Source organism: Paraburkholderia terrae (assembly GCF_002902925.1).
In the GTDB taxonomy this organism is placed as follows: Bacteria; Pseudomonadota; Gammaproteobacteria; order Burkholderiales; family Burkholderiaceae; genus Paraburkholderia; species Paraburkholderia terrae.
The window spans coordinates 2,417,335-2,438,475 of sequence record NZ_CP026112.1 but is presented as its reverse complement, the minus strand read 5'-3'; the positions used below and the strand labels follow the sequence as shown (position 1 = coordinate 2,438,475).

Here is a 21,141-nt window from a genome sequence, read left to right as displayed (position 1 = left end):
GGGTCAACACCATCACACGCTCCGGCACACTGCGGAGATCTGGAATATCAGGTTTTCGGCTTGAGCAGGACCTTGATCGAATCGAGCGAATTCGCGATCTTGATCGCCTCGTCCCATTGCTCCAGCGTAAAGCCATGCGTGACGATTCCCTTCGACGTGACGAGTCCACGCGCGAGCAGATCGATGGCGATCGGGTAGCAATACGGGCCGAGATGCGCGCCGCGCACGTCGAGTTCCTTACGGTCGCCGATGATCGACCAGTCTGTCGTCGTGTCGCTGCCGAACACGGAGAACTCGACGAAGCGCCCGAGTTTGCGGATCAGATCCAGCCCCTGCGTGACACCCGACGGCGAGCCCGTCGTTTCGATATACACATCGCAACCATACTGATCGGTCAATGACCGGACGACACCGAGTGCATCGTCGGATTTCGGATTGATCGTCACGTCTGCGCCGTATTCGCGCGCGAGCGCGAGACGCTCGTCGACCAGATCGATCACCACCAGCTTTTTCGGCGTTTTCAGGTGCGCGACCTGCACCATCATCAGGCCCAGTGGTCCTGCACCCGCGATCACGACGACATCGTCGAGCTGGATGTCACCGCGATTGACGGTGTGAATCGCACAGGCGAGCGGCTCGATGATCGCCGCATCTTCCAGCGATACGCCAAGCGGAATCTTGTGGACGATGGCCGTCGGCGGAAAGCGCATGTACTGGGCCATGCCGCCGTCGGCGACTTCCCGCTGGAAGCCGAAGATGTTGTGTACCTCGCACATCCAGTACTGGCCCGATCGGCAATAGCGGCACTTCTCGCACGGCACGATCTGTTCGGCGATCACGCGTTCGCCCAGTTGCACATTGAAATGCTCCGCCGCGCCTTCGCCAAGTTCCTCGACATAGCCGAAGAACTCGTGGCCTGGAATGACAGGCGCCTTGACCCACGGGTTCGGGCCGCCCCAGAACATCTTTGCGCCCGACCAGCATTTGCAGTCGCTCGCGCAGATGCCACAAGCGGCAATGCGTATCACCAGTTCGTTGCGCCCGGCGCGCGGGCGCGCCACCTGCTCGACGCGATAGTCCTTCGGCGCACGGCAAACGATCGCCGTCATGGCTGACGCTGCATCTTCCGTCGCGTTCATGCTGCACCTCACGCTGGTTTCGTTGGCAAACGGGCAATCTGCATCGCTTGCGCGGTCACTCCATCACGATCTGCACCTTCACGTCAGTCGGATTGCCGCTCGCCGCTTCTTCGAATGCCTTGATGCCGTCCGCGAAAGCAAACGAGCGCGAAATGAACGGCTTGACGTCGATGCGTCCCGACGCGATCAGTTGAATCGCGCGCGGAAAGATATTCGCGTATCGGAACACGGACTCGACGCGCGCTTCCTTGATCTGCAACGCGACGATATCGAGCGGGACGGGATGCTGCGGCATGCCGACCAGCACGAGGCAGCCGCCGGGGCACAGCAGATCGACAATGCCGTCGAACGCTTTCTCGCTGCCGCTCGCTTCGAACACGATATTCGCGCCCCAGTCGTCCGTCGCGCGCCGCACGACTTCCCTGACGGATGCTTCGCGGATATTGACGGCTGTCACCCCCGGCGTGCTGCCGATCAGCGCGAGCTTCTCCGGCACCATGTCGCAGACGATCACGCGGCTGCATCCGCCCGCCAGCGCCGCGAGCACGCACATCATGCCGATCGTGCCGGCGCCCAGCACGACGGCGACGTCGCCTGGCTTGATGGCCGCTTTCTTCGCGGCCTGAAGTCCGATCGACAGCGGCTCGACGATGGCCCCTTCGGCAAAGCTCACGTTGTCGGGCAGCTTGTAGGTGAACGCGGCGGGATGGACGACGAACGGTGCGAGGCAGCCGTGTACGGGCGGCGTCGCCCAGAAGCGTACTTTCGGGTCGAGGTTGTAGAGCCCTTCGCGCGATGCGCGCGAATCCATGTCGGGCACGCCGGGTTCCATGCAGACGCGGTCGCCGGGTTTCAGATGCTGCACTTCGTCGCCGACCTGCACGACGGTGCCTGCTGCCTCATGCCCGAGCACCATCGGCTCGTTGACGACGAAGGGACCGATGCGTCCGTGCTGATAGTAGTGGATGTCGCTGCCGCAGATGCCGACCGTATGGATGCGGATGCGCACGTCGCGCGGCCCGACCGTCTGCGGCAGGCTGAACGGCCGCAGGCTGATGCGTTGTGCGCCTTCGAGTACCAATGCGTCCATCGTCGTTCCTTTCGCAAGAGAGAGTTTGATTTGCGGAGCCCGTCGTTCGGCACGTGCCACGCGTGTTCAGCCGGCCTGGAAGCCGCCGTCCACGGCGAGGCTCACACCGCTCACCATGGCCGACTCGTCACTGAGCAGATAAGCGATCGTGCGCGCCACTTCGAGCGGCTGCACGAAGCGCTTCAGCGGAATGCGCGCGAGCATCGGCGCGGACTTCTCCGGGTCGCTCCATGCCTTCTCGGCCATCGGCGTCATCGTGACGACCGGGTTGACCGTGTTCACGCGGATGCCGTGCGGACCCAGTTCGACGGCCATCACGCGCGTGAGGCCGTCGAGCGCGGCTTTCGATGCGCAATAGGCCGCATGCAGCGGCAAGCCGACGGTCGCCGACAGGCTCGACACATTGACGATCGAGCCGCCCACGCCGCGCCCGATCATGCTGCGCGCGCATTGCTGCGCGACGATCATCGCGGCGCGCACGTTGACGGCCATGATGGTGTCGAAGGCGTCGACGCTCGTGTCGAGAAACGGTTGCAGTTCGACGATGCCCGCGCAATTGACGAGCAGATCGACGGGCTGCGCCGCTTCCGCCGCGCTGCGTGCCGCGCTTGCATCGCCGAGATCGGCGCATAGCGTCGTGCAGCCGATCTCATCTTCGAGCGTTTGCAGATCGGCGGCCGAGCGGCTCAGCGCGATCACGCGCGCGCCCCGCTGCGCCAGCAGTCGCGCCGTCGCGCGGCCGATGCCTTTGCCCGCGCCCGTGATGAGCGCCGTCTTGCCGTCGAACTGCCGAGGGTCGTCGTGCGTGGACATTGCGGTCCCTAAGTATTCAAGGTTCGTCGCACAGACGACGCGCCGTGTCTTCGTCCGTCACGAGCACCGACGCATAGCGGCCTCGCAGCGCGGCGCGCGTCACATGAAACTTCTTCGTCCCACCCGATACCAGCACCACGTCCTCGATCTTGCGCAGATCGTCGAGCGAGATCGCGACCGTGCGGCGGTTCAGCGGATGATCGATGGGGTCGCCGTTTGCATCCATGAAATGGCCGAGCATGTCGCCGATCGCGCCTGCCTTGCGCAAGGTGCGCAGATCGTCGGGCTTCGAGATTCCATACGTGACGACGAGCGACTCCGTCAGGTCGCCGCAGGTCAGCAGCGCGAGATCGGCATTGCGGGCGAGTTCATACGTGCCGCGCACGGTTTCTTCCTGAAGGATCAGATCGCGTGTCTTCTGACTGCCAACATAGATCGGCGCCGCGAACAGATAAGCGTCGGCATGGCAGAGATTCGCGAAGTCCGAGACGATGTCGAACGTGTTGATGCTCGGGCAATGCGACAGGCCGCCTTGCAGCGACACGGCATTGACGGCGCCATACGCGCGCTGCGGCATGGCACGCAGCACCGCGCGTATCGTGCGGCCCCAGCCGATGCCGACCGTCGCGCCTTCCGTGATGCGCTTGACGAGGCAACCCGCCGCGCCGATGCCGAGCGCGGCCATGTTCGCCTCGGGGCTGATGCCCGTCGGCACGACCACCGCGTCGTCGAGTTCGAAGCGCTCGACGAGCTGTTGCTCCAGCGCGATGCACGGTGCGATCCGGCTGTTGATCGTGATCTGCACTAGGCCCGATTCGCGGCCCGCCGCGAGCAACCGGTTCACCCGCACGCGGTTGCTGCCGATCAGATGCGCGATTTCCTGCTGCGTCATATTGCCGATGTAGTAATGCCACGCGACGCGCGCCTGCAATTCCTCTTCGGCGTCGATGGCAACATCGGCTTCCGGCATCGTGACGAGTGGGGCGGTCTTGGTCATGTATCGTTTTGTGATCGAGTGAAAAGCAACACGCGGTTATACCAGAGCGTCACTTCACTGCGCCCATCGTCAACCCTTGCACGAGCCGGCCCGAAACGAGCAGCGCGAACACGACCATCGGCAGCACGATCAGCGTGCCCGTCGCCATGATTTCGCCCCACGGCAACTCGTAGCCGCTCATGTAGCTGGTGGCGGCAACGGGCGACGTGATCGCGTCGGTGCGCGTCAGCACCAGCGCGTAGAGCAGGTCGTTCCAGGAGAAGATGAAAGCGAAGATCGCCGACACGACGATGCCGGGCATCGCCAGCGGCAGATTGATGCGCCAGAAGATGCGCCACGGCGAAGCGCCGTCGAGCCGCGCGGCTTCGTCGAGTTCGACGGGGATGTTGCGAAACTGGTCAGTGCAGATCCAGATCACGATCGGCAGCGAGAACGTGATGTACAGCAGGATCAGCACGATGTGCGTATCGACGATATCGAGCTTCGTCGCGATCAGGAAGAAGGGCACGGCGAGCACGACGGGACTGACCATGCGGTTCGAGATGAACCAGAACCACAGGTCTTCCTTGCCGCGGAATTCATAGCGCGCGAGCGCATACGCGGCGGGCGTGCCGAGCAGGATCGACAGCACCGTCGTGCTGCTGGCGATGATCAGCGAGTTGATCAGGCTGCCGCCCACTTCATGCGTGAACAGCGCTTCCACGTAATGCACGAAGGTCGGCTTGAAGAGCCATACGGGCGGATAGGCGAGCGCTTCTGCCTGGCTCTTCAGGCTCGTCGTCACCATCCAGTAGAACGGAAACACGGACGACAGAAATACGACCAGCAGCCCCAGAAAATGCCACGCGGTCGCGTTGCGCCGCGCGCTGCGCGCACGGCGCGCGCGTGCCGTCAGGCCGGGATTGCCGGGCAGCGCGGCGTCGCCGCTCGCGCGTTGCGTCGAAGGTGCGTTCACGCGGCCTCCCGATAGACGAAGCGGATATAGAGCCGCGACAGCACGATGGTCAGGATCAGCAGCAGGATCGCCTGCGCGGATGCCATGCCCTGGTCGAACAGGCGGAAACCGACGCGCTGGATATACACGCTGATGAACTCCGTCGCGGTGCCTGGCCCGCCGCGCGTCATGGTGAAGACGGCGTCGAACATCTTCAGCATGTCGGCGGAACGCAGGATCAGGATTGCCGTGAGGCCGGGCAGCAGATAGGGCCGTTGCAGATGCCACAGAATCTTGCTCCACCTGGGCGTTTCGAGGCGCGCGGCTTCTTCCGCTTCCTTGGGCACCATCGTCAGGCCGGCCAGCAGAATGAGCGCGCAGAACGGCGTCCATTGCCAGATGTCCATGATCATCACCGAGACGAACGCGAGCGTCGGATCGGCGAGCCAGTCTTGCGGCGGCATGCCGACCAGACCGCCGATGTAGTTCGCCACGCCGAACTGCCGGTTGAAGATGAGCCGCCCGATCAGGCCGACGACGGCATACGTCGTCGCCATCGGAATCACCAGGCTGACACGCGCGATGGTGCGCATCCACGGCAGTGTCGTGCGATGGAGCATCAGCGCGGCGAACAGTCCGAGCGCGACTTCGATCGGCAAGGTCACGCACAGGAACAGCGCCGTGCGTCCCAGCGCGCCCCAGAACGACGGCTCGCTCAGCGTCGCGATGTAGTTGTCGAACCAGATGAACGGCGTGCCCGACGCCAGATCCGCGAGCTTGTACTGATGAAACGAGTTGTACAACGCCAGCAGCAACGGATAGATGCCGATTACCGCCAGCGTGAAGATCGCCGGAATCAGAAACCAGAACGCGGCCGAACCCGGCAAGCGCACCCGCGAGCGGGGCCTTGCCGGTGTCATGCCATTTCCGGGTCGAGCAGTGCTGTTCAACATCGATGCTCCCTTCGGTGCGGTGCCGTTACTTCAGCAAGGGCTTCTTGCCGCTGTAATAGCCCGCCTTGTTCAGTATCTCTTCCGTCTTCGAGCCGATGGTCTGCGCGCCGTCTTTCACCGACACCTGGCCCAGCATGATCTTCGTGCCCCATTCGCCGATCACTTCCGACACGGCTGGCCATTCCGGGAAGCGCGGACGATAGTCAGGTACGCCGCCTTGCCACGACTCGACCATCGGCTTCACGAACGGATATTTGTCCTGCACGGCCTTGTCCTGGTACACGGCCGTGCGCGCAGGCACGCCACCCGCTTCCAGATACGGCTTGGCCATTTCTTCGGAGGTGATCCACTGGATGAACAGCCAAGCCGCCGCCTGCTTCTTCGCATTCGACTTCGCGTTGACGGCCAGCGAGAAGCCACCGAGCGCGGGCTTCAGGCCTGCAGGACCCTTCGGTTCCGTGGTGATCGCAAGGCAGTTGCCGATCTTCGATTTGCTCGGATCGGTGAGCGTCGGATAGAACGCCGACCACTCGGTGATCATCGCGACCTGGCCTTGCGCAAGCGCGTTGACGGCTTCGGCGTGATCGAAGTCGACGATGCCGGGCGGCATGTACTTCATCAGTTTCTGCCGGTATTCGAGGCCCGCCTGCGATTGCGGCGACATCAGGTTCGACTTGAACTTGGCGTCGAGCAGCGAGCCGCCATTCGGCCACAGCACGCGCATGAAACTGTCCGCGGACTGCGTTTCGCCGCGCCGCGACTGAAGCGCGAACGCGAACTGGTTCTTGCTGGCCTGCGTCAGCTTAGGCGCATAGGTGTTGAGCAGTTCGTCCCAGGTCTTCGGCGGCTCATTGAAGCCGGCGTCCTTCAGCATGCACTTGTTGTAGAACATCAGGCCCGAGTAGTTATCGAAGGGCAAGCCGTACGTGACCTTGTCCCATGAGCCGAACGAGTCGAGCAGAATCGGGAAGAAGCCTGGCAGGTTCAGCTTCGGGTCGGCGAGCTTCGGGTTGTCGGTGAAGGTCTTGATGGGCACGAGCCACTTGTTGCTTGCGAATTCACCAATCCACACGACGTCGACAAGCACCACGTCCTGATCGCCGCCGCCGACGAAGTTGAGCACTTCCTTTTCGCGCGTGTTCTCGTACGGGATCACTTCCCACTTCACGTTGATGCCCGTTTCCTTTTCGAACTGCGGAATGAGTTTCTGCGCGGCCTTGTAGCCGGGGCGATCGAGAAAGATCGCCTTGATGGTGGTGCCCGAGTACGGCTGCGCGGCTTCCTTCAATGTCCAAGCATCCGCGTTGGCAGCGCAGAGCAGCGACGCCGTGGCAAGTGACAACGCTATGGCGGAAGGCTGCAGAAAGCGCTTATTCATCGTTCGTCTCCTTGATTGTTCTTGAACCATCGGCAAATGCCGCGGCGTTGATCGTCATTGCGGCGACGTGCATCGACGCGTGCAAAACGTACGGCGCGCCCTCGTCGTTTCACTTGTAATTTGCGTTTTACAAATGTATATTTTGACGCGCACCTGTTGTCAAGAAGAAAATCGTCAAACGCTGGATGGTGCGTCGCGGCATGTGCGATTCGAGTTCGCCGCAGATTCGCCGCGCGAGGTTGTGCATCCGTCATGACGCAGCCATTGCTTTGCATGAGACCAGCGCATGGCGCTGTACGACCTTGCATGGGACAGGAGACACGCATGAGCGCCGTACATTTGCAGCAGATCCGCAAAGCGTTTGGAGGCACCGACGTGCTGAAGGGCGTCGACATCGATGTGAAGGAACACGAATTTCTGGTGTTCGTCGGTCCGTCCGGATGTGGCAAGTCGACCTTGCTGCGCAGCATCGCGGGGCTGGAGCGGATCGATTCGGGCCGCGTCGTGATCGAAGGCGAAGACGTGACGGAGCTCGAGCCGTCGGAGCGCGGCGTGGCGATGGTGTTTCAGTCTTATGCGCTGTATCCGCATATGTCCGTGTACGAAAACATCGCGTTCGGGCTGCGCATGATCAAGCTGCCCGAAGCGCAGATCAAGGAGCGCGTGCATCGGGCGGCGGATATCCTGCAGATCGGACAACTGCTGGAGCGCCGGCCACGCGCGCTGTCGGGCGGCCAGCGTCAACGGGTGGCGATCGGAAGGTCGATCGTGCGTGAGCCCAAGGTGTTTCTCTTCGACGAACCGCTGTCGAATCTCGACGCCGCATTGCGCGTGCAGATGCGCCTCGAACTGATCAAGCTGCACAAGCAGCTCAACGCCACGATGATCTACGTCACGCACGACCAGACGGAAGCGATGACGATGGCCGACCGGATCGTCGTGCTCAATCACGGCGAAGTCGAGCAGATCGGCTCGCCGCTCGAGTTGTACCGCACGCCGCGCAACCGCTTCGTGGCGGGCTTCATCGGTTCTCCGAAGATGAATTTCCTCGACGTCCGCGTGCTGAAGAAGCACGAGGCGGGCGTCACGATCGAGCTGCCCGGCGGCGCGTCGCTCGACGTGCCGTGCAATGGCGACGCCATCGATCCGGATCAGAAGCTCGTGCTCGGTGTACGACCCGAGCATCTGAGCGAGTCCGCGAATAGCGATACCGACAACACGTTATCCGGCGAGGTGATGGTCATCGAACATCTGGGCAGCGAGACGCTTCTGCACGTGCGTCTTGCCGACGAACGGGTGATTCAGGTGAAGGGCTCGGGGGAATCCGCCGCGACGGAAGGGCAACCGATCAAGCCGGGTTTTTCGAAGCGTCATGTACACCTCTTCCGTCAGGACGGCATGGCGCTCGAACGCAAGCAGCCCGTTGCTGATGCGATGCGCGTGAACTGAAAGCGGACATGGGTCTTTGACGGGCGTAGCCGTCGCGACGGGAGGCGCAGCGCAATGAACAAACTAGGCGTCCACGCGTTGGTATGGGCAGGGGATCTGTCGCCGGAGTCGACGCGCAAGGTCATCACCCAGACGAAGGAGGCAGGCTTCGACCTGATCGAACTCTCCTTGCACGGTCCAAAGGTCATGGATCTCTCGCTGACCCGTGCCCTGCTACAGGAGCACAACCTCGAGCTTGGCTGCTCTCGCGGTTTGACTTTCGACGCGGACATATCCAGCGAAGACCCTGCGGTGGTTTCGCGAGGCATGGCGCTGCTGGAAGAGGGTGTCAGGATTACCGCGGAACTCGGCGGTGCGTACTTTGGCGGTATTTTGTACAGTGCAATGGGCAAGTACCAAGCGCCCACTACCGCAAAGGGGCGCAGAAACGCAGTGGAATCGCTAAAGCGGATCGCAGAGCTTGCGCAGAAGAAGAATGTCACGCTCGGTCTGGAAGTGGTCAATCGCTACGAGAGCAACCTGCTCAACACAGCGTCGCAAGCGCTTGGCTTGCTGGATGAGATCGGGGCGCCGAACGTGGTGGTGCATCTGGACACCTACCACATGAACATCGAAGAGTGCGATTTCATGCAGCCGGTGCTCCAGTGCGGAGACCGTCTCGGCTACGTCCATATTGGCGAGAGCAACCGTGGATACCTCGGCTCCGGCACGATCGATTTTGCACAGTTCTTCCACGCGCTGGCGATGATCGACTACAAAGGGGTGATCACATTCGAGAGTTTTTCATCCGCCGTTGTGAATGAGCAGTTGTCCAATGCGCTGGCCATCTGGAGAAATTTGTGGGAGGACAGCATGGACCTTGCGACACACGCACGCGGATTCATTGCTGGCGGACTTAACGCTGCTGCAAAGGCGAAGCAGCACGGGTAATCGGGTCGAGTGGATTTTTGCTGACCTGCGATCTCACGCCGCCGCCCGGCCGCGCACGCGTCTACCCGGGGTAGCCCTGGGGTGCGCCAGAAGTTCGACGCGACCGCCTTCGTTTTCAGCGCAGATCCTTGTCCGGTATGCCTCGCGGGGCATATCGCGGCCATTGTTTGCATTTCGCGAATGACGTATTCGGTCGTCCTCGCATTCTTTCCATGTTGCACCTGGATCATTCTTCCTCCGTCGGCGCTGTGTACGCCGCGGGCTGCTTGCACTGCGTGCGGTCGCCGTCGAATTTGTCATAGGAGACAAGGATGAGATCGAACCAGTGGGACGTGTCCTACGAATGGAAAGCGGTGACGCTGCTCGCGCTCGGATTCGGGCTGGTGGGCCTGGACCGGTGGCTGATCGCGCCGCTTTTTCCGTCCATCATGAAGGACCTGCATCTGACGGCCCAGGACGTCGGCAACTGTATCGGCATCCTCGGTCTTTCATGGGGTGTCTTCGCTGCGTTGATGGGCGGCATCTCCGACAAGTTTGGACGCCGTAAGGTCCTGATTCCCGCTATTGTCGCGTTCTCGCTGTTGTCGGGATTCTCGGGGGTTGCAGGCGGACTCGCGAGTCTGATGGCGGTGCGGGCCCTGATGGGCGTCGCCGAAGGCTCGTTCTGCCCGACGAGTTTCGCCGCGACTGCCGACGCCTCGCATCCGAAACGCCGTGGCTTCAATCTTGGGCTCCAGCAAAGCGGATTCGCGCTGTTCGGCCTGGCTCTTTCGCCCATCATTGCGACGCAGTTGCTCAACGTGATGTCGTGGCGGTGGGTGTTCGCTTTGGTCTCCGTTCCCGGGCTGATCCTCGGCCTGCTGATGTACCGCGTGATTCGCGAGCCGAAGACCACGCCTGCATCGGTGCCCTCCGAGTCGCCTGCGCAGGCGACGGCGCAAGCCCGGCGCGGCAACTGGCGCGACGTGCTGAAGAGCGGGAATATCCGTGTCGCGATGGTCGCGCTGTTCTGTGCGATGACGGGCGTCTTCGTGCTGGGGGCGATGTTGCCTCTCTATCTCACCGAGTACCTGACGCTCGACACGCAGCGCATGGGTATCGTGGTCTCGGCTATCGGCTTTGGTGGATTCGTCGGCCAGTTCGGCTTGCCGGGGCTTTCTGATCTCGTCGGGCGGCGTCTTGCGAGCGTGGTTGGTTTCGCGGGGACGGCGGTGATGCTGTACGTGTTTCGCGGGCTCGGCCCGCAGCCGGTGGCCTTGTTCGCTGTGTTGTTCGTGTCGGCGTTTTTCACGCTTGGTCTCGTTTCGCTGCTCTCCGGACCGGTCGCGACGGAAGCGGCACCCGTCGGCATGGTCTCGACGGCAATCGGGATCGTGGTCGGCGCGGGCGAGATCTTTGGCGGCGGGGTGGCGCCTGCGCTTGCTGGTTTCGTCGCGACTCACTTTGGCATTCAGAATATTCTTTGGCTGCCAATCTGCGCAGTGCTGCTTGGCATCGGCGTGAGCCTGCTGCTCAAGGAGACCGCGCCTGCCATATTGCGCCGGCGCAATGCGTCGACGGGCGAATTTCCTGTGGCCGAGCAATTCGAGTAAAGCCACCGATACTTGGGCTTATGCGCACGGCGTGTTGCTTCGAGAAGAAGCAGCGCGCCGTGCTCGCTTTCATGTGTGCTCAAGCCGATGTTCACGCATGCCACTGTCGCCGGCGTCAGCGCGTATACACTGACGTGCTGTACACGATGACAGGGAAGCGGCATGGATCGTTTTCTGAGTATCGAGGCTTTCGTGCGGGTTGCGGAAACGAGCAGCTTCGCCGAGGCATCACGACAACTCGGCGTGACCAGTTCGGTCGTGACGAACCGCATCCAGCAACTGGAGCGCTTCGTCAACGCCCCATTGTTTCACCGCAGCACGCGGCACGTGCGCCTCTCTGAAGTCGGTGAGGCGTTCTACCGAGAATGTGCGGAGGTGGTGGGGCGCGTCAACGATCTGACCGACCAGATGCGCGAATTGCGCGCTACGCCCACAGGGCGGCTGCGTATCCAGATGCTGCCGGGTTTCGCGTTGGGTCATTTCGGCGCGGTGTTGGGGGAATTCAACCGGCGCTATCCCGGCATCCAGCTCGACATCATCGTGAACGACCGCGTAGTCGATCCCATCGAAGAGGGCTTCGATGTCGCGTTCCAGGTATTTCCCGCTATCTCGGAGTCGTTGATCGAACGGCGGCTCTTTACCGTGAGGCGGCTCTTTTGTGCCGCGCCTTCATACCTCGAAGAGCACGGCGCGCCGCAGCATCCTCGCGAATTGCTGCAGCACACGACGGCGCTCTATTCGGGCTATCCATCGCGCAATCACTGGACGATGACGCGCGGCGACGAGGTCTTCGAAATGGAGCTGCCCGGCATGATCCGCTCGAACTCTGTGCATCTGCTGCGCGACTATGCGCTGACGGGCGGCGGTGTCGTGTGTTTGCCCACGCTGGTGGCGAGCGCGCCGCTGCTCGACGGCTCGCTCGTCCCCGTTCTGGCTGACTATGCGCTATCGCCTTTGAACTTCGCGGCCGTGTATCCGGCTACGCAACGCCAGGCGCTCAAGGTGAAGGCGCTGGTGGAGTTTCTGGTGGACTGGCTCGGCACTGAGCCCGGCTGGGATGTGCCGTTGATCGAGCGTGGCTGGGTGCGCTAGAGTGCGGCGCGCTCCATGTGTCGCGCGTGCGGTCGGCCCGGACAGTACCTCCGGGCCGCCGCGCCACTTCGATTGCTCAACGCGCGTGTCGTCCAGGTCACGACACGGGCTTAATTAAGGATCAGCTTCGGATAGCGCTTCGGCGGCTTGTCTTCCAGAATGTCGCGTCCTCGCGCGGTATCGGCGTAGAGGCGTCCGTGAACGATCCGGCCGTCCCGGACCTTGAACAGAAACAGATGTTCGTTTTCCATCAGATAACCGTTGAGCGCTTTTGCCCGCGTCAGGACAGGGACGATGACGTAATCGTCTGCTTCAAGGACCGCTCTGGCGTCGTAAGTGAAAGTCTCCCACTTCTCGTAAACGTGCTTCCAGAAGGCTAGAAACTCCTGCTTTCCCTCGTAGGTTCCGCCATAGGGCAGGGAGTCGGAGAACTCGAAGACGACATCGTCGTCAAGTAAGGCAACGAGGTCGGTCTTGTCGTTGAGCTCGAATCCGCTGAACGCTTTCCGGCATGCCTCGACGATATGGGGGTGCTTCATACGTGTCTCCTGTTTCGATTTCGGATGATGTGTGCAATGTTGTGCATATGCACATAATAAGGCGGCGTATCCGTGACGGATGCGCGGCCGAATGGGCGGCATGCGCCGCCAACTTCTGGCCGATCGGCGCGTGCCTAGTCTTTAGCGGTAGCGCCTTCGCCGTCGGCCCAGGGGCTGAATCCGCTATTCAACACGTTGCGCAAAGCGTTGCGCAACGCGACTGCACGTTTTTCGCCGTAGTTTCCTTCGAATTCCTGCTGAACCGCCTGCCACATCGGAAGCGCCGTGCGATAGCGCGCAACACCTGCGTCTGTAATCACGACCATCCTCACGCGGCGATCCTGCCCGGGGACCATTTCGATGAGCCCGTCCCGTTCCAGCGGTTTCAGGTTCGTAGAAAGCGTCGTGCGATCCATCGCCATGGCGGCGGCCAGATCGCCAATCGTGAGCGGTCCGTCTTTGGCGAGCTTGTAGAGAATCGAGAACTGCGTGGCGCGCAGGTCCGCGGGCGCGAGAGCCTGGTCATATGCCGCTGTCAGATACCGGGACGCCTTGCGCGCCGCAAGACAATTGCAACGCCCATCGATATCTTCCAGCAGTTCCTTTTGGATTGCCATGTCGTATTCGCTCAGGTTTCGTCGAACTCGGAAATATACGCGAGGCTCAGCGGCTTTCGTGCGAGGCACCGACGTAGTCGTGCGGTGACGCTTGCGCGGACGAAGCTGGTTTGAGCGTTGCCCATCCAAGGTGTCGCGCGAGAAGTTGTGCCGTCTGCGCCGGCTGCTCCAGATGCGGCCAGTGACCGGAGTGAGCGACGATGCGAAAACTCGTTGCCGGGAAGCGCTCACGGCATTCGGCAGCGATCTGCTCGATCGTGATCACAGGGTCGTCCTGGGCGCCGATCACCATGGTCGGGCCACGATACGCGCACGGTTCATTGCCACGCGAATCGCCGAGCGTGAACGCATCGTAATACTGGCGAACGGTGGCCTTGTTCATCAATACGTGGGGCGCGGTCAGTGAATCGAGTTGATCGCTGTTCAGATGGGTCGAGAATGAAACGCGAATCTGACGCTGGACGGCGGGATCGTCACCGCTTTCTCGCAGCAGATCGCGTACTTCGTCCGGCAATGTGTTTCCACGCAAAGGCGTGGGCGTGATCAGCGTCAACGACGCGACCTGCGCGGCACGTTCACTGGCGACGAGTTCCGCGATCTGCGCACCCATGCTGTGTCCGACCAGCGCCACGCGCGACAAACGCATGTCGTCGAACACTTGCACGATATCGGCGACCGCTTGCGCCAGTGTGCATGCGTCGTCTTCATTGCGACGATCACCTGCGCCGCGGAGATCGCGCGCGATCACGGGCACCGAAGAAGGCGCAAGCGCCGCGATCAGGTCATTCCAGACGGTGTGATTGTCGAGGAAGCCATGAATGAAGATCAGCGCGTCGTACGGCGGCTGATCCGGATCATTCGTCAGATCGGATACTGCTGTCATGCTCGTCTCCTCGACAAAGTTGCTTGTCAAACATTGGTGTGGATCATAATATGCGCATATCAACGTATTGTAAAGACGGAGTGCGGCATGATCAGCAGGACTGAAATAGAGTTCGCCGGAGAAGGGGGCATCACGTTGCGCGGCTGGCTGTTTGTGCCCGCCGCGACGGAGCGGCGCGCCGCGATATCGATGTGTCACGGATTTGCCGCCGTGAAGGAACACGGCCTCGAACGTTTCGCGACTGCGTTCGCGGAGGCCGGCTTTGTTGTCCTCGTCCACGATCATCGAAACTTTGGTTCGAGCGACGGCACGCCGCGCCAGGATATCGACCCGTGGGCGCAGATCGCCGATTGGCGCCGAGCTATCACGTGGCTTGAGAGCAGGCCCGAAGTGGACCCCGCGCGCATCGGAATCTGGGGCAGCAGTTTTAGCGGTGGACACGCACTGGTGCTTGCCGCGACGGACCGTCGCGTCAAATGCGTCGTTTCGCAGGTTCCGACCATCAGCGGCTTCGAGCAGGTTCGACGCCGCGTCGCGCCCGATGCGATGCCCGGCTGGACTGCCACGGTGACTGAGGATTTGCGTGAGCAGCATCGTGGCCACGAGCTGCGCGTTCAGGCCGTTGTCAGCGCCGACGCGAGCGTGCCTGCCGCTTATCGATCGCCTGAAGCGATTGCATTCTATTCGCAGCCGCTGGCGGGTGCATCGTGGGAAAACCGCGTCACGCTGCGCTCGTCGTTTGCCGCGAGCATGTATGAGCCAGGCGTATGGGTAAGCCGCATCTCGCCGACGCCGCTTCTGATGGTCATTGCGAACGACGATCGCGTGACCATGACCGATCTCGAACTCGAAGCCTACGAACGCGCGCTCGAACCCAAGCGGCTCGTGTTGGTGCCAGGCCATCATTTCGATCCGTACGACGCGGCATTTGATCTCGCGAGCGGAGCCGCCGTGGACTGGTTCACGCTGCATCTCGCCGATGGTGGAGCGGCCGGGCGCAAAGAAATTTAACGGGCAGACTTTTACGCCAATCATTTGAGGCAAATGGAGAACACACATGCCGGTATTTCACGCACACATTCCTAAAGGGCGCTTCACTCGCGAACAGAAGATCGCGATGGGTAACGCACTCAACATGTCGCTGGTTGAAGCGCTGGACATTCCCAAGGGAGACCGGTTCATCATGATCAGCGAACACGGCGACGATGAACTGTTCATCGATCCCACGTTCATGGAGATGGAGCGAAGCAAGAACGCGATGATCGTGACGGTCATGGTAGGCGCGCATCGACCTGCGTCGGACAAGGCAGCGTTGATGGCGACGATCACGCGTCTGCTGGAGCGGGACGTCGGCGTGTCACCCGACGATGTCTTCATCGCGCTCGTGCCCGTGCCAAACGAGAATTTCTCGTTTGGCCGGGGAGTCGCGCAACTGGCCGATATCGCGCCGAGGTGGTAGTCAGGTAGCCGGCCGGGTCGTGACGGAGGTGTTGCGCACACGTCCTGGTTTACGGCGCGGAGGCAGCAATCTGATGCTCAAGTGTTTGGGACCGGTCGTACTAGCGCTCCCGAGCATGCTGATCGTGAAGTGAAAACGGTGGCGGGCTGGCGCGCGAGCACTTCTATCGAAATCTGCGTCGCGCCTACACCGTTGGCACCGTTCCTCCATCGATCACATACTCCGTTCCGCTGATCGCCGATGCGAGCGGCGAAGCCAGAAACGCGATCAGATCCGCGACTTCCGCAGGCTTCGCCGGACGACCGAGTGGAATCCCGCCGAGCGACTTCATGATGATCGCCTTGCCGCCTTCGTAGTCGGTGCCCGCTTCAGCAGCGAGACGTTCCGCCAATGCGACGGCGGCTTCCGTTTCGACCCAGCCGGGCGATACGCGCACGACCCGGATGCCTTTCTGCGTCACTTCCTTCGACAGCGATTTGCTATACGCCGATAACGCAGCCTTCGCGGCCGCATAAGCGGTCGTCGATTCGGGCAACGGCAGACGGTTCTGAATCGACGTCACATGAATCACGACGCCTTTTCCCTGCGCAATCATGGCCGGCAAAAGCGCGCGATCGAGCCGCACTGCCGGAAAGAGATTGAGGTCGAGTTCCTTTTGCCATTCGTCGTCGCCGAGCGCACCAAAGCCGCCGGCGGGCGCGGATGAACCACCGAGCACGTGTACGATTGCATCGATACCGCCAAGCCTTTCCTGAACCGCGCGCGCGACGTTCGCGCAACCCTGTTCGGTGCTCAGATCAGCAGCCACGAAGTGTTGTGCGTCGATATCCTGCGTGTGCGTGCGCGCAGTCGTCAACACCGTCGCGCCCAGTTCGACGAAGCGCTCGACGACCGCTTTGCCGATGCCCTTCGTGCCTGCCGTGACGAGCGTGCGCATGCCTGCGAGGTTCAATGCGTTCAATGCCATATCCGATATGAAGTCGTGAATTGCGATACATTCATTCTCGCTATCAACAACCTGTTCCACAAGAACGCACGAAAAGGTAAGTGACTTACCTATGAGGAAGGTTTATACGGCCGCAACGGCCGCCGCCGATGTCGAAGCCGTTTTTCGTTTGCTCGAAGGACGCTGGAAACTGGTGATTCTTTTTCATCTCTTTGGCGGCCAGGTGCAGCGCTTCTCGGACCTCGAGAAGCTGATTCCCGGCATTTCGCAAAAGATGCTCGCTCAACAGCTGCGCCAACTTGAAGCGGACGGCATCGTCGAGCGGAAGCAATATCCGCAGGTGCCGCCCAAGGTCGAATACCGGATGACCGAGTGGGGACAGGCATTGTGTCCCGCGCTCGATTCACTGCTGAAATGGTCCGAAGAAAAGAACGTGAATAAAGAGGACGTGATTCAAACGAACATGAATCGCGTCGGAGAATCGTGAGGGCAGCTTGCGTGTTATTTGTTGCTGCCCGCGCCCGTGCCATAAAGGCCGTTATCGAAGCCGCCTGCGCCTTCAGGCTTGTGCGCAGACTTGCCCTTCGCCTTGCCGCCTTGTCCAGGCTTTGCTTCGGCGGCTTGCGGCGTGTTCGATTCGAGCATGTGCGCAGGCGGTGGATCGGACTTCGTGCCCATCGGCGCGGCGCGGTTTTCCTGCGAGCCCGCGCCGTCTGGCGCGGTGATCTGCGCATCGGCGAATGCGGACAGCGACATCGCGGCGCAGAAAACGCCCGTCGATGAAAGCAGGCGGCGAGAGACGGATGAGATAAGAGTCGAGTGCATGGCCGGTTGTCCTTACGAAGTGATGACAAAGGAGCAGTCGGCGTGCCTGACGTGTTTCTTTAAGCGCGTGCCGGACAGGCTTACGAGCGGCGCGATGAAGTCATCGCAACGAGCCAGCAGTAACAGGATCACTGCGCGCGCGAGTCGTGGCGATTGACGCTTTTGCGGGCTTGTCCGCTTGCGCAAGCCTTCTTGCCGGAAGAAAGCGCCACACGAGCAGAATCAGTGCAAGCAGCGCGGGCGCCCAGCGGATATCGGTCGCAACGGGTATCGGGTGCGCGTAACGCGCGTCCATCAACGGCGCGCGCAGCGAAGTCGGGCCGACGAGCCGCCTGTAACCGAAGCCGAGATGGCCGGCCAGGGCTTCCAGATACGTTTCCCGGAGTTGCGACAGTTCTTCGTGGCTCTCTGCGACCGCGGGCGCGCCGGGCTCGGGCCGCACCTGCCTCACTTCATCCGCTTGCCAGAAACCGGTGCGCACGCCGTCGGCATTGGTCTTCGGAATCGGCGCGGGCTGGTCGCCGCCGACGCCGATCAGCCAGCCATGCACGAGCCCTTGCGGAATGTCGCGCACCGTCGTTTCGTTCGGCGCCACGGGTGGCGCTTCCTGGCCGTCGGTGATGAATACGACATCGGTGTTGTGGCCAAGATCGGTGGCGGCGCGGACGGCCGAATAGATTCCGCCTTGCGCGATCACGCTGCTGTTGACCCAGCGCATGTTTCCGCCGATCTGATCGAGCGACGAGAGCAGCGCATCGTAGTTGCTGCAGACCTCGACGGGCGCGACCAGCAGCAGCGAGCGCTGATTCGTGAACACGCTCCAGCCGATTTCCGAGCCGCACGGGAAGTGCTGCAACACGTCGCCCATCGCCGCCTTCGCGAGGTCGATCCGGCTCACGGGCTTGCCGCCGATTGCAACGTCCTCGACGTCCATGCTCTGCGTGATATCGAACGTGACGACATAGCGGAACACCGGGCGCTTAAATTCGACGGGCGGCATCAGGACGGCCGCCGCAAGCAGCAACGACGCAAGCGGAAGCTGCCACCAGCGTCCGCGCACGTAGCGCATCCATGGCCGCGCGTCGCGCTTCACGGCAGTTCCTCCGGCGCTGCGCCGCGCACGTTGATGTTGTGCTGCTCCTTCACATCATTGACGTCATCGGCGGTGTCCTGCGCTTCGGGCGCGAGGCGCAGCGCGCGCTCGAGGTTGTAGCGTGCATCCCAGTTGCCGGGTTCGAGGCGCAGAAGTTCGCGATAGCGCGCCTTCGCGGTTTCGAGCATCGGCGGCGAGCGCACGGGGCCTTGCGCACTGTCGCCCGCAGCTTCGCGCAGATACATGTTGGCGAGATCGTAGAGCGCGAGGCGACCCGCTTCGCTCGAAGGCGCGAGCCGCGACAGGTCGTAGTAGAGCTTGCCCGCTTCCGCATGCTGCCCGGCCCGCGCGAGCGCGACGGCTTGCGCGAGCCGTACGGCGGGCGCGTTGCTGTCCATCGCGGACTTGCTCCATTGCTCGCGCTTTTGCGTGTCGATCGCGGCGATCTCGGCGTTCGCTTGCACGACGTGCTGGAGACGCGCCGCGTAGTAACCGGCGACGCCGACACAGCACAGCGTCGCCACGCCGAACATCAGATGGATGGGCAGCCGCTTCATCGCAGGCTCCGCTTTTGCATGAACCACACGCCGATCAGCAGCGCGCAGCAGACAAGCGCCGTCGCGTAACACCACGTGCTGCGATCCTGTCTCGGCAGCCGCTCGATGAACGACACGGGCGCGTTTTCATTGCGCGCGATATCGCTCATCGCGCGCGCAACCTGCTGTGGGCTGTCGGCCTGATAGAGACGATAGGGTGTCGGCAGCGACAGGAAGAAGCGGTGAAGTTCGGCTTCGGGCGAATGGTCGGTATCGGCGGGACGCACGTGCAGGTCGGGGCTATAAATGCCGCTGCGCAGATAGACGAAGTAAAACGCGACGCCGTTGCGCGACAGCCCCGCGCGTATCTGCTCGCGCGCCACGTCGTCGAGCCGCGCGCCGCCGTCCGAGACCAGCACGATCGCGCGGCTGCTCATGCGCGCGCGGCCATCGAACAGTTCGACGGCATACTGGATGCCGCGGTCGAGCAAGGTATCCGGCGTGCCGCGCCCGATGCCCGTTGCGGCAATCGCGGCGTCGATCACCGTGCGGTCGCGCGTGAAGGGGACGGCCAGCATGGGATGCGTGCCGAACAGCATGAACGCGAAGCGATCGTTCACGCGTTGCGCGACGAACGCGGTGATCGCATCGCGCGCCATCTGGTTTTTGGTTTCGCCTGCCGTGGGCGCGTCGGCGACATTCATCGATCCGCTGCTGATCGGCTGGTTCATGCTGCCGCTGCCGTCCATCAGAATCAGGATCTCCGCGCCCGTTCCCGTGATGCGCGTCTGCTCGCCGGACCAGCCCGGCCCCGCAAGCCCGACGATCACCGCCGCGAGCGCGACCATCGCGGTGGCGCGCCAGATGAACGCGATGACGCGGCCCGCGCGATCGTGCGGCAGCCACGCGACCCACGAATACGGCAGCGTATCGATGCTTCGGCGCAGCAGCGGCAACGCGGCGAGCGGCAGCAAAACGAGCGCCCACGGATAGAGGAAATCGGGCGGCGTGCTCATCGGTGATGGCGCTTTTCCGCGCGATACAGCGCGCGATACAACTCGCGCAATGAAAATGGCGTCGCTACCGGCAACTGACTGAAGAACCGGTTTGACGAGCGCTGGAAGAACTGTTCGAGCTGCGGCTGAAGCTCGCGCAGATGTGGCGCTTTCGCCGTCAGGTCCGGCACCGAGCCGGCCAGCACGACACGTCCCGCCGCTTCGTCGAGCGCGCGATGCAGACCGCGCCACGCATCGGGATTCGCTTCGAGTGCGGCGTCGTCCTGCCGGCCGAAGCGCGACCATGCCTTCGCAAACGGAAGCTGTCGCGCGTCGCGCTGGTTGCGCCATAGCCACCAGCCGAGCCACGCGATCATCACCGCGACGGCGAGCGCGATCCACACCGTCAACGCGCGCCGCAGCGGCGCCGTCGATTCGGGCGCGAGCAGCCGGTCGGGCTGAAGTCCCGCGAGGCGTCCGGCGTCGGCGAGACCCAAGGGCGCGAGCGGACCGATCGACAGCGGGCTTGCCGCGACATCGAGTGTCTTGCCCGACGCGAGGCGCAATTGCAGCGGCGGCGTCGATGTCACGGCGGGCGCACGCGGCGAGTTCATCACCTGATAGTCGAGCACGAGCCAGCGGTGGCCGTCGGCATCTGTGCTGATCGACGGCAGCCGGCGTTCGAGCCACGCGTTGACGCGGCCCGTCGACGGCATCGCCGATAGCTCGGCGGCGCGATCGTCCGGGCCGAGCAGCACCTGTTGCGTCACGATGTCGCCGAGCACGTGGCCGAATGCGCGCGGCTGCTGTACGGTCGCGGGTTCTGCGCGAACGCCAGTGCTTGCGATCATCAAGACGCATGCGAGAGCCGTCGCACAGGT

23 protein-coding genes are annotated in these 21,141 nt (G+C 62.5%); 7 read left to right on the top strand and 16 right to left on the bottom strand.

Annotated elements, in window-relative coordinates:
- Positions 1–47 precede the first annotated feature (47 nt).
- From C2L65_RS27175 to C2L65_RS27145, 7 genes are all read right to left on the bottom strand, one after another.
- Complete coding sequence (locus tag C2L65_RS27175; RefSeq protein WP_042307611.1) at positions 48–1,139, bottom strand: alcohol dehydrogenase catalytic domain-containing protein; 1,092 nt, start codon at positions 1,137–1,139, stop codon at positions 48–50.
- A gap of 55 nt (positions 1,140–1,194) precedes the next feature.
- Positions 1,195–2,229: an NAD(P)-dependent alcohol dehydrogenase gene (locus C2L65_RS27170; RefSeq protein ID WP_042307612.1), complete on the bottom strand. Its 1,035-nt coding sequence runs from the start codon at positions 2,227–2,229 to the stop codon at positions 1,195–1,197.
- A gap of 66 nt (positions 2,230–2,295) precedes the next feature.
- Positions 2,296–3,042: an SDR family oxidoreductase gene (locus tag C2L65_RS27165; protein WP_042307614.1), complete on the bottom strand. Its 747-nt coding sequence runs from the start codon at positions 3,040–3,042 to the stop codon at positions 2,296–2,298.
- Between the two features lie 16 nt (positions 3,043–3,058).
- Positions 3,059–4,039, bottom strand: coding sequence for a sugar-binding transcriptional regulator (locus tag C2L65_RS27160; protein ID WP_042307615.1), 981 nt, complete (start codon positions 4,037–4,039; stop codon positions 3,059–3,061).
- A gap of 49 nt (positions 4,040–4,088) precedes the next feature.
- Positions 4,089–4,994: a carbohydrate ABC transporter permease gene (locus C2L65_RS27155; protein WP_042307617.1), complete on the bottom strand. Its 906-nt coding sequence runs from the start codon at positions 4,992–4,994 to the stop codon at positions 4,089–4,091.
- Positions 4,991–5,893, bottom strand: coding sequence for a carbohydrate ABC transporter permease (locus C2L65_RS27150; protein ID WP_042307619.1), 903 nt, complete (start codon positions 5,891–5,893; stop codon positions 4,991–4,993). The genes C2L65_RS27155 and C2L65_RS27150 overlap by 4 nt, the downstream gene beginning before the upstream one ends.
- A gap of 58 nt (positions 5,894–5,951) precedes the next feature.
- Positions 5,952–7,304 (bottom strand): ABC transporter substrate-binding protein, encoded by a 1,353-nt coding sequence (locus tag C2L65_RS27145; RefSeq protein ID WP_042307621.1) that lies wholly within the window; start codon positions 7,302–7,304, stop codon positions 5,952–5,954.
- 324 nt (positions 7,305–7,628) lie between these two features.
- Between C2L65_RS27145 and C2L65_RS27140 the strand changes: the two genes are divergently transcribed.
- The 4 genes from C2L65_RS27140 to C2L65_RS27125 all read left to right on the top strand — a co-directional run bounded on the left by C2L65_RS27140 (position 7,629) and on the right by C2L65_RS27125 (position 12,367).
- A complete protein-coding gene (locus C2L65_RS27140) occupies positions 7,629–8,753 on the top strand; it encodes an ABC transporter ATP-binding protein (RefSeq protein WP_042307623.1) in 1,125 nt (374 codons plus the stop codon).
- A gap of 54 nt (positions 8,754–8,807) precedes the next feature.
- Entirely contained in the window at positions 8,808–9,683 is an 876-nt protein-coding gene (locus C2L65_RS27135; protein ID WP_042307625.1) for a sugar phosphate isomerase/epimerase family protein, read from the top strand.
- A 311-nt stretch (positions 9,684–9,994) separates the two neighbouring features.
- The gene (locus C2L65_RS27130) at positions 9,995–11,275 is read left to right on the top strand and encodes an MFS transporter (protein WP_042307627.1); all 1,281 of its coding nucleotides are present in this window, start codon (positions 9,995–9,997) and stop codon (positions 11,273–11,275) included.
- Between the two features lie 162 nt (positions 11,276–11,437).
- Positions 11,438–12,367, top strand: a complete 930-nt coding sequence (locus C2L65_RS27125) for a LysR family transcriptional regulator (protein ID WP_042307630.1) — start codon at positions 11,438–11,440, stop codon at positions 12,365–12,367.
- 110 nt (positions 12,368–12,477) lie between these two features.
- On the opposite strand, the gene C2L65_RS27120 is transcribed toward C2L65_RS27125, so the two are convergent.
- The 3 genes from C2L65_RS27120 to C2L65_RS27110 all read right to left on the bottom strand — a co-directional run bounded on the left by C2L65_RS27120 (position 12,478) and on the right by C2L65_RS27110 (position 14,406).
- The gene (locus C2L65_RS27120) at positions 12,478–12,906 is read right to left on the bottom strand and encodes a nuclear transport factor 2 family protein (protein ID WP_042307631.1); all 429 of its coding nucleotides are present in this window, start codon (positions 12,904–12,906) and stop codon (positions 12,478–12,480) included.
- 134 nt (positions 12,907–13,040) lie between these two features.
- Positions 13,041–13,523: a MarR family winged helix-turn-helix transcriptional regulator gene (locus C2L65_RS27115; RefSeq protein ID WP_042307633.1), complete on the bottom strand. Its 483-nt coding sequence runs from the start codon at positions 13,521–13,523 to the stop codon at positions 13,041–13,043.
- Positions 13,524–13,569: 46 nt separating this feature from the next.
- On the bottom strand, positions 13,570–14,406 hold the full coding sequence (locus C2L65_RS27110; protein ID WP_042307635.1) for an alpha/beta fold hydrolase: 837 nt from the start codon (positions 14,404–14,406) through the stop codon (positions 13,570–13,572).
- Positions 14,407–14,493: 87 nt separating this feature from the next.
- Here C2L65_RS27110 and C2L65_RS27105 point away from each other — a divergent pair, with 87 nt between their 5' ends.
- Together C2L65_RS27105 and C2L65_RS27100 are read left to right on the top strand one after the other, a co-directional pair.
- Complete coding sequence (locus C2L65_RS27105) at positions 14,494–15,417, top strand: alpha/beta hydrolase (protein WP_042307636.1); 924 nt, start codon at positions 14,494–14,496, stop codon at positions 15,415–15,417.
- Positions 15,418–15,463: 46 nt separating this feature from the next.
- Positions 15,464–15,865, top strand: a complete 402-nt coding sequence (locus C2L65_RS27100; RefSeq protein WP_042307638.1) for a tautomerase family protein — start codon at positions 15,464–15,466, stop codon at positions 15,863–15,865.
- A gap of 184 nt (positions 15,866–16,049) precedes the next feature.
- Here C2L65_RS27100 and C2L65_RS27095 read toward each other — a convergent pair whose 3' ends face one another.
- Positions 16,050–16,832 carry an SDR family oxidoreductase gene (locus tag C2L65_RS27095; protein WP_042307640.1) on the bottom strand — a complete coding sequence of 261 codons (783 nt, stop codon included), beginning with the start codon at positions 16,830–16,832 and terminating at the stop codon, positions 16,050–16,052.
- Positions 16,833–16,923: 91 nt separating this feature from the next.
- On the opposite strand from C2L65_RS27095, the gene C2L65_RS27090 reads away from it, so the two are divergent.
- Positions 16,924–17,298 carry a winged helix-turn-helix transcriptional regulator gene (locus C2L65_RS27090; RefSeq protein WP_042307643.1) on the top strand — a complete coding sequence of 125 codons (375 nt, stop codon included), beginning with the start codon at positions 16,924–16,926 and terminating at the stop codon, positions 17,296–17,298.
- A 14-nt stretch (positions 17,299–17,312) separates the two neighbouring features.
- Here the strand turns inward: C2L65_RS27090 and C2L65_RS27085 are convergent, their stop codons facing one another.
- From C2L65_RS27085 to C2L65_RS27065, 5 genes are all read right to left on the bottom strand, one after another.
- The gene (locus tag C2L65_RS27085; protein ID WP_042307645.1) at positions 17,313–17,636 is read right to left on the bottom strand and encodes a hypothetical protein; all 324 of its coding nucleotides are present in this window, start codon (positions 17,634–17,636) and stop codon (positions 17,313–17,315) included.
- A gap of 100 nt (positions 17,637–17,736) precedes the next feature.
- A complete protein-coding gene (locus tag C2L65_RS27080) occupies positions 17,737–18,729 on the bottom strand; it encodes a vWA domain-containing protein (RefSeq protein ID WP_042307647.1) in 993 nt (330 codons plus the stop codon).
- Complete coding sequence (locus C2L65_RS27075; protein ID WP_042307649.1) at positions 18,726–19,286, bottom strand: hypothetical protein; 561 nt, start codon at positions 19,284–19,286, stop codon at positions 18,726–18,728. The genes C2L65_RS27080 and C2L65_RS27075 overlap by 4 nt, the downstream gene beginning before the upstream one ends.
- Complete coding sequence (locus C2L65_RS27070; RefSeq protein ID WP_042307652.1) at positions 19,283–20,281, bottom strand: vWA domain-containing protein; 999 nt, start codon at positions 20,279–20,281, stop codon at positions 19,283–19,285. The genes C2L65_RS27075 and C2L65_RS27070 overlap by 4 nt, the downstream gene beginning before the upstream one ends.
- On the bottom strand, positions 20,278–21,111 hold the full coding sequence (locus tag C2L65_RS27065; protein WP_233446558.1) for a hypothetical protein: 834 nt from the start codon (positions 21,109–21,111) through the stop codon (positions 20,278–20,280). The genes C2L65_RS27070 and C2L65_RS27065 overlap by 4 nt, the downstream gene beginning before the upstream one ends.
- Positions 21,112–21,141: the final 30 nt, after the last annotated feature.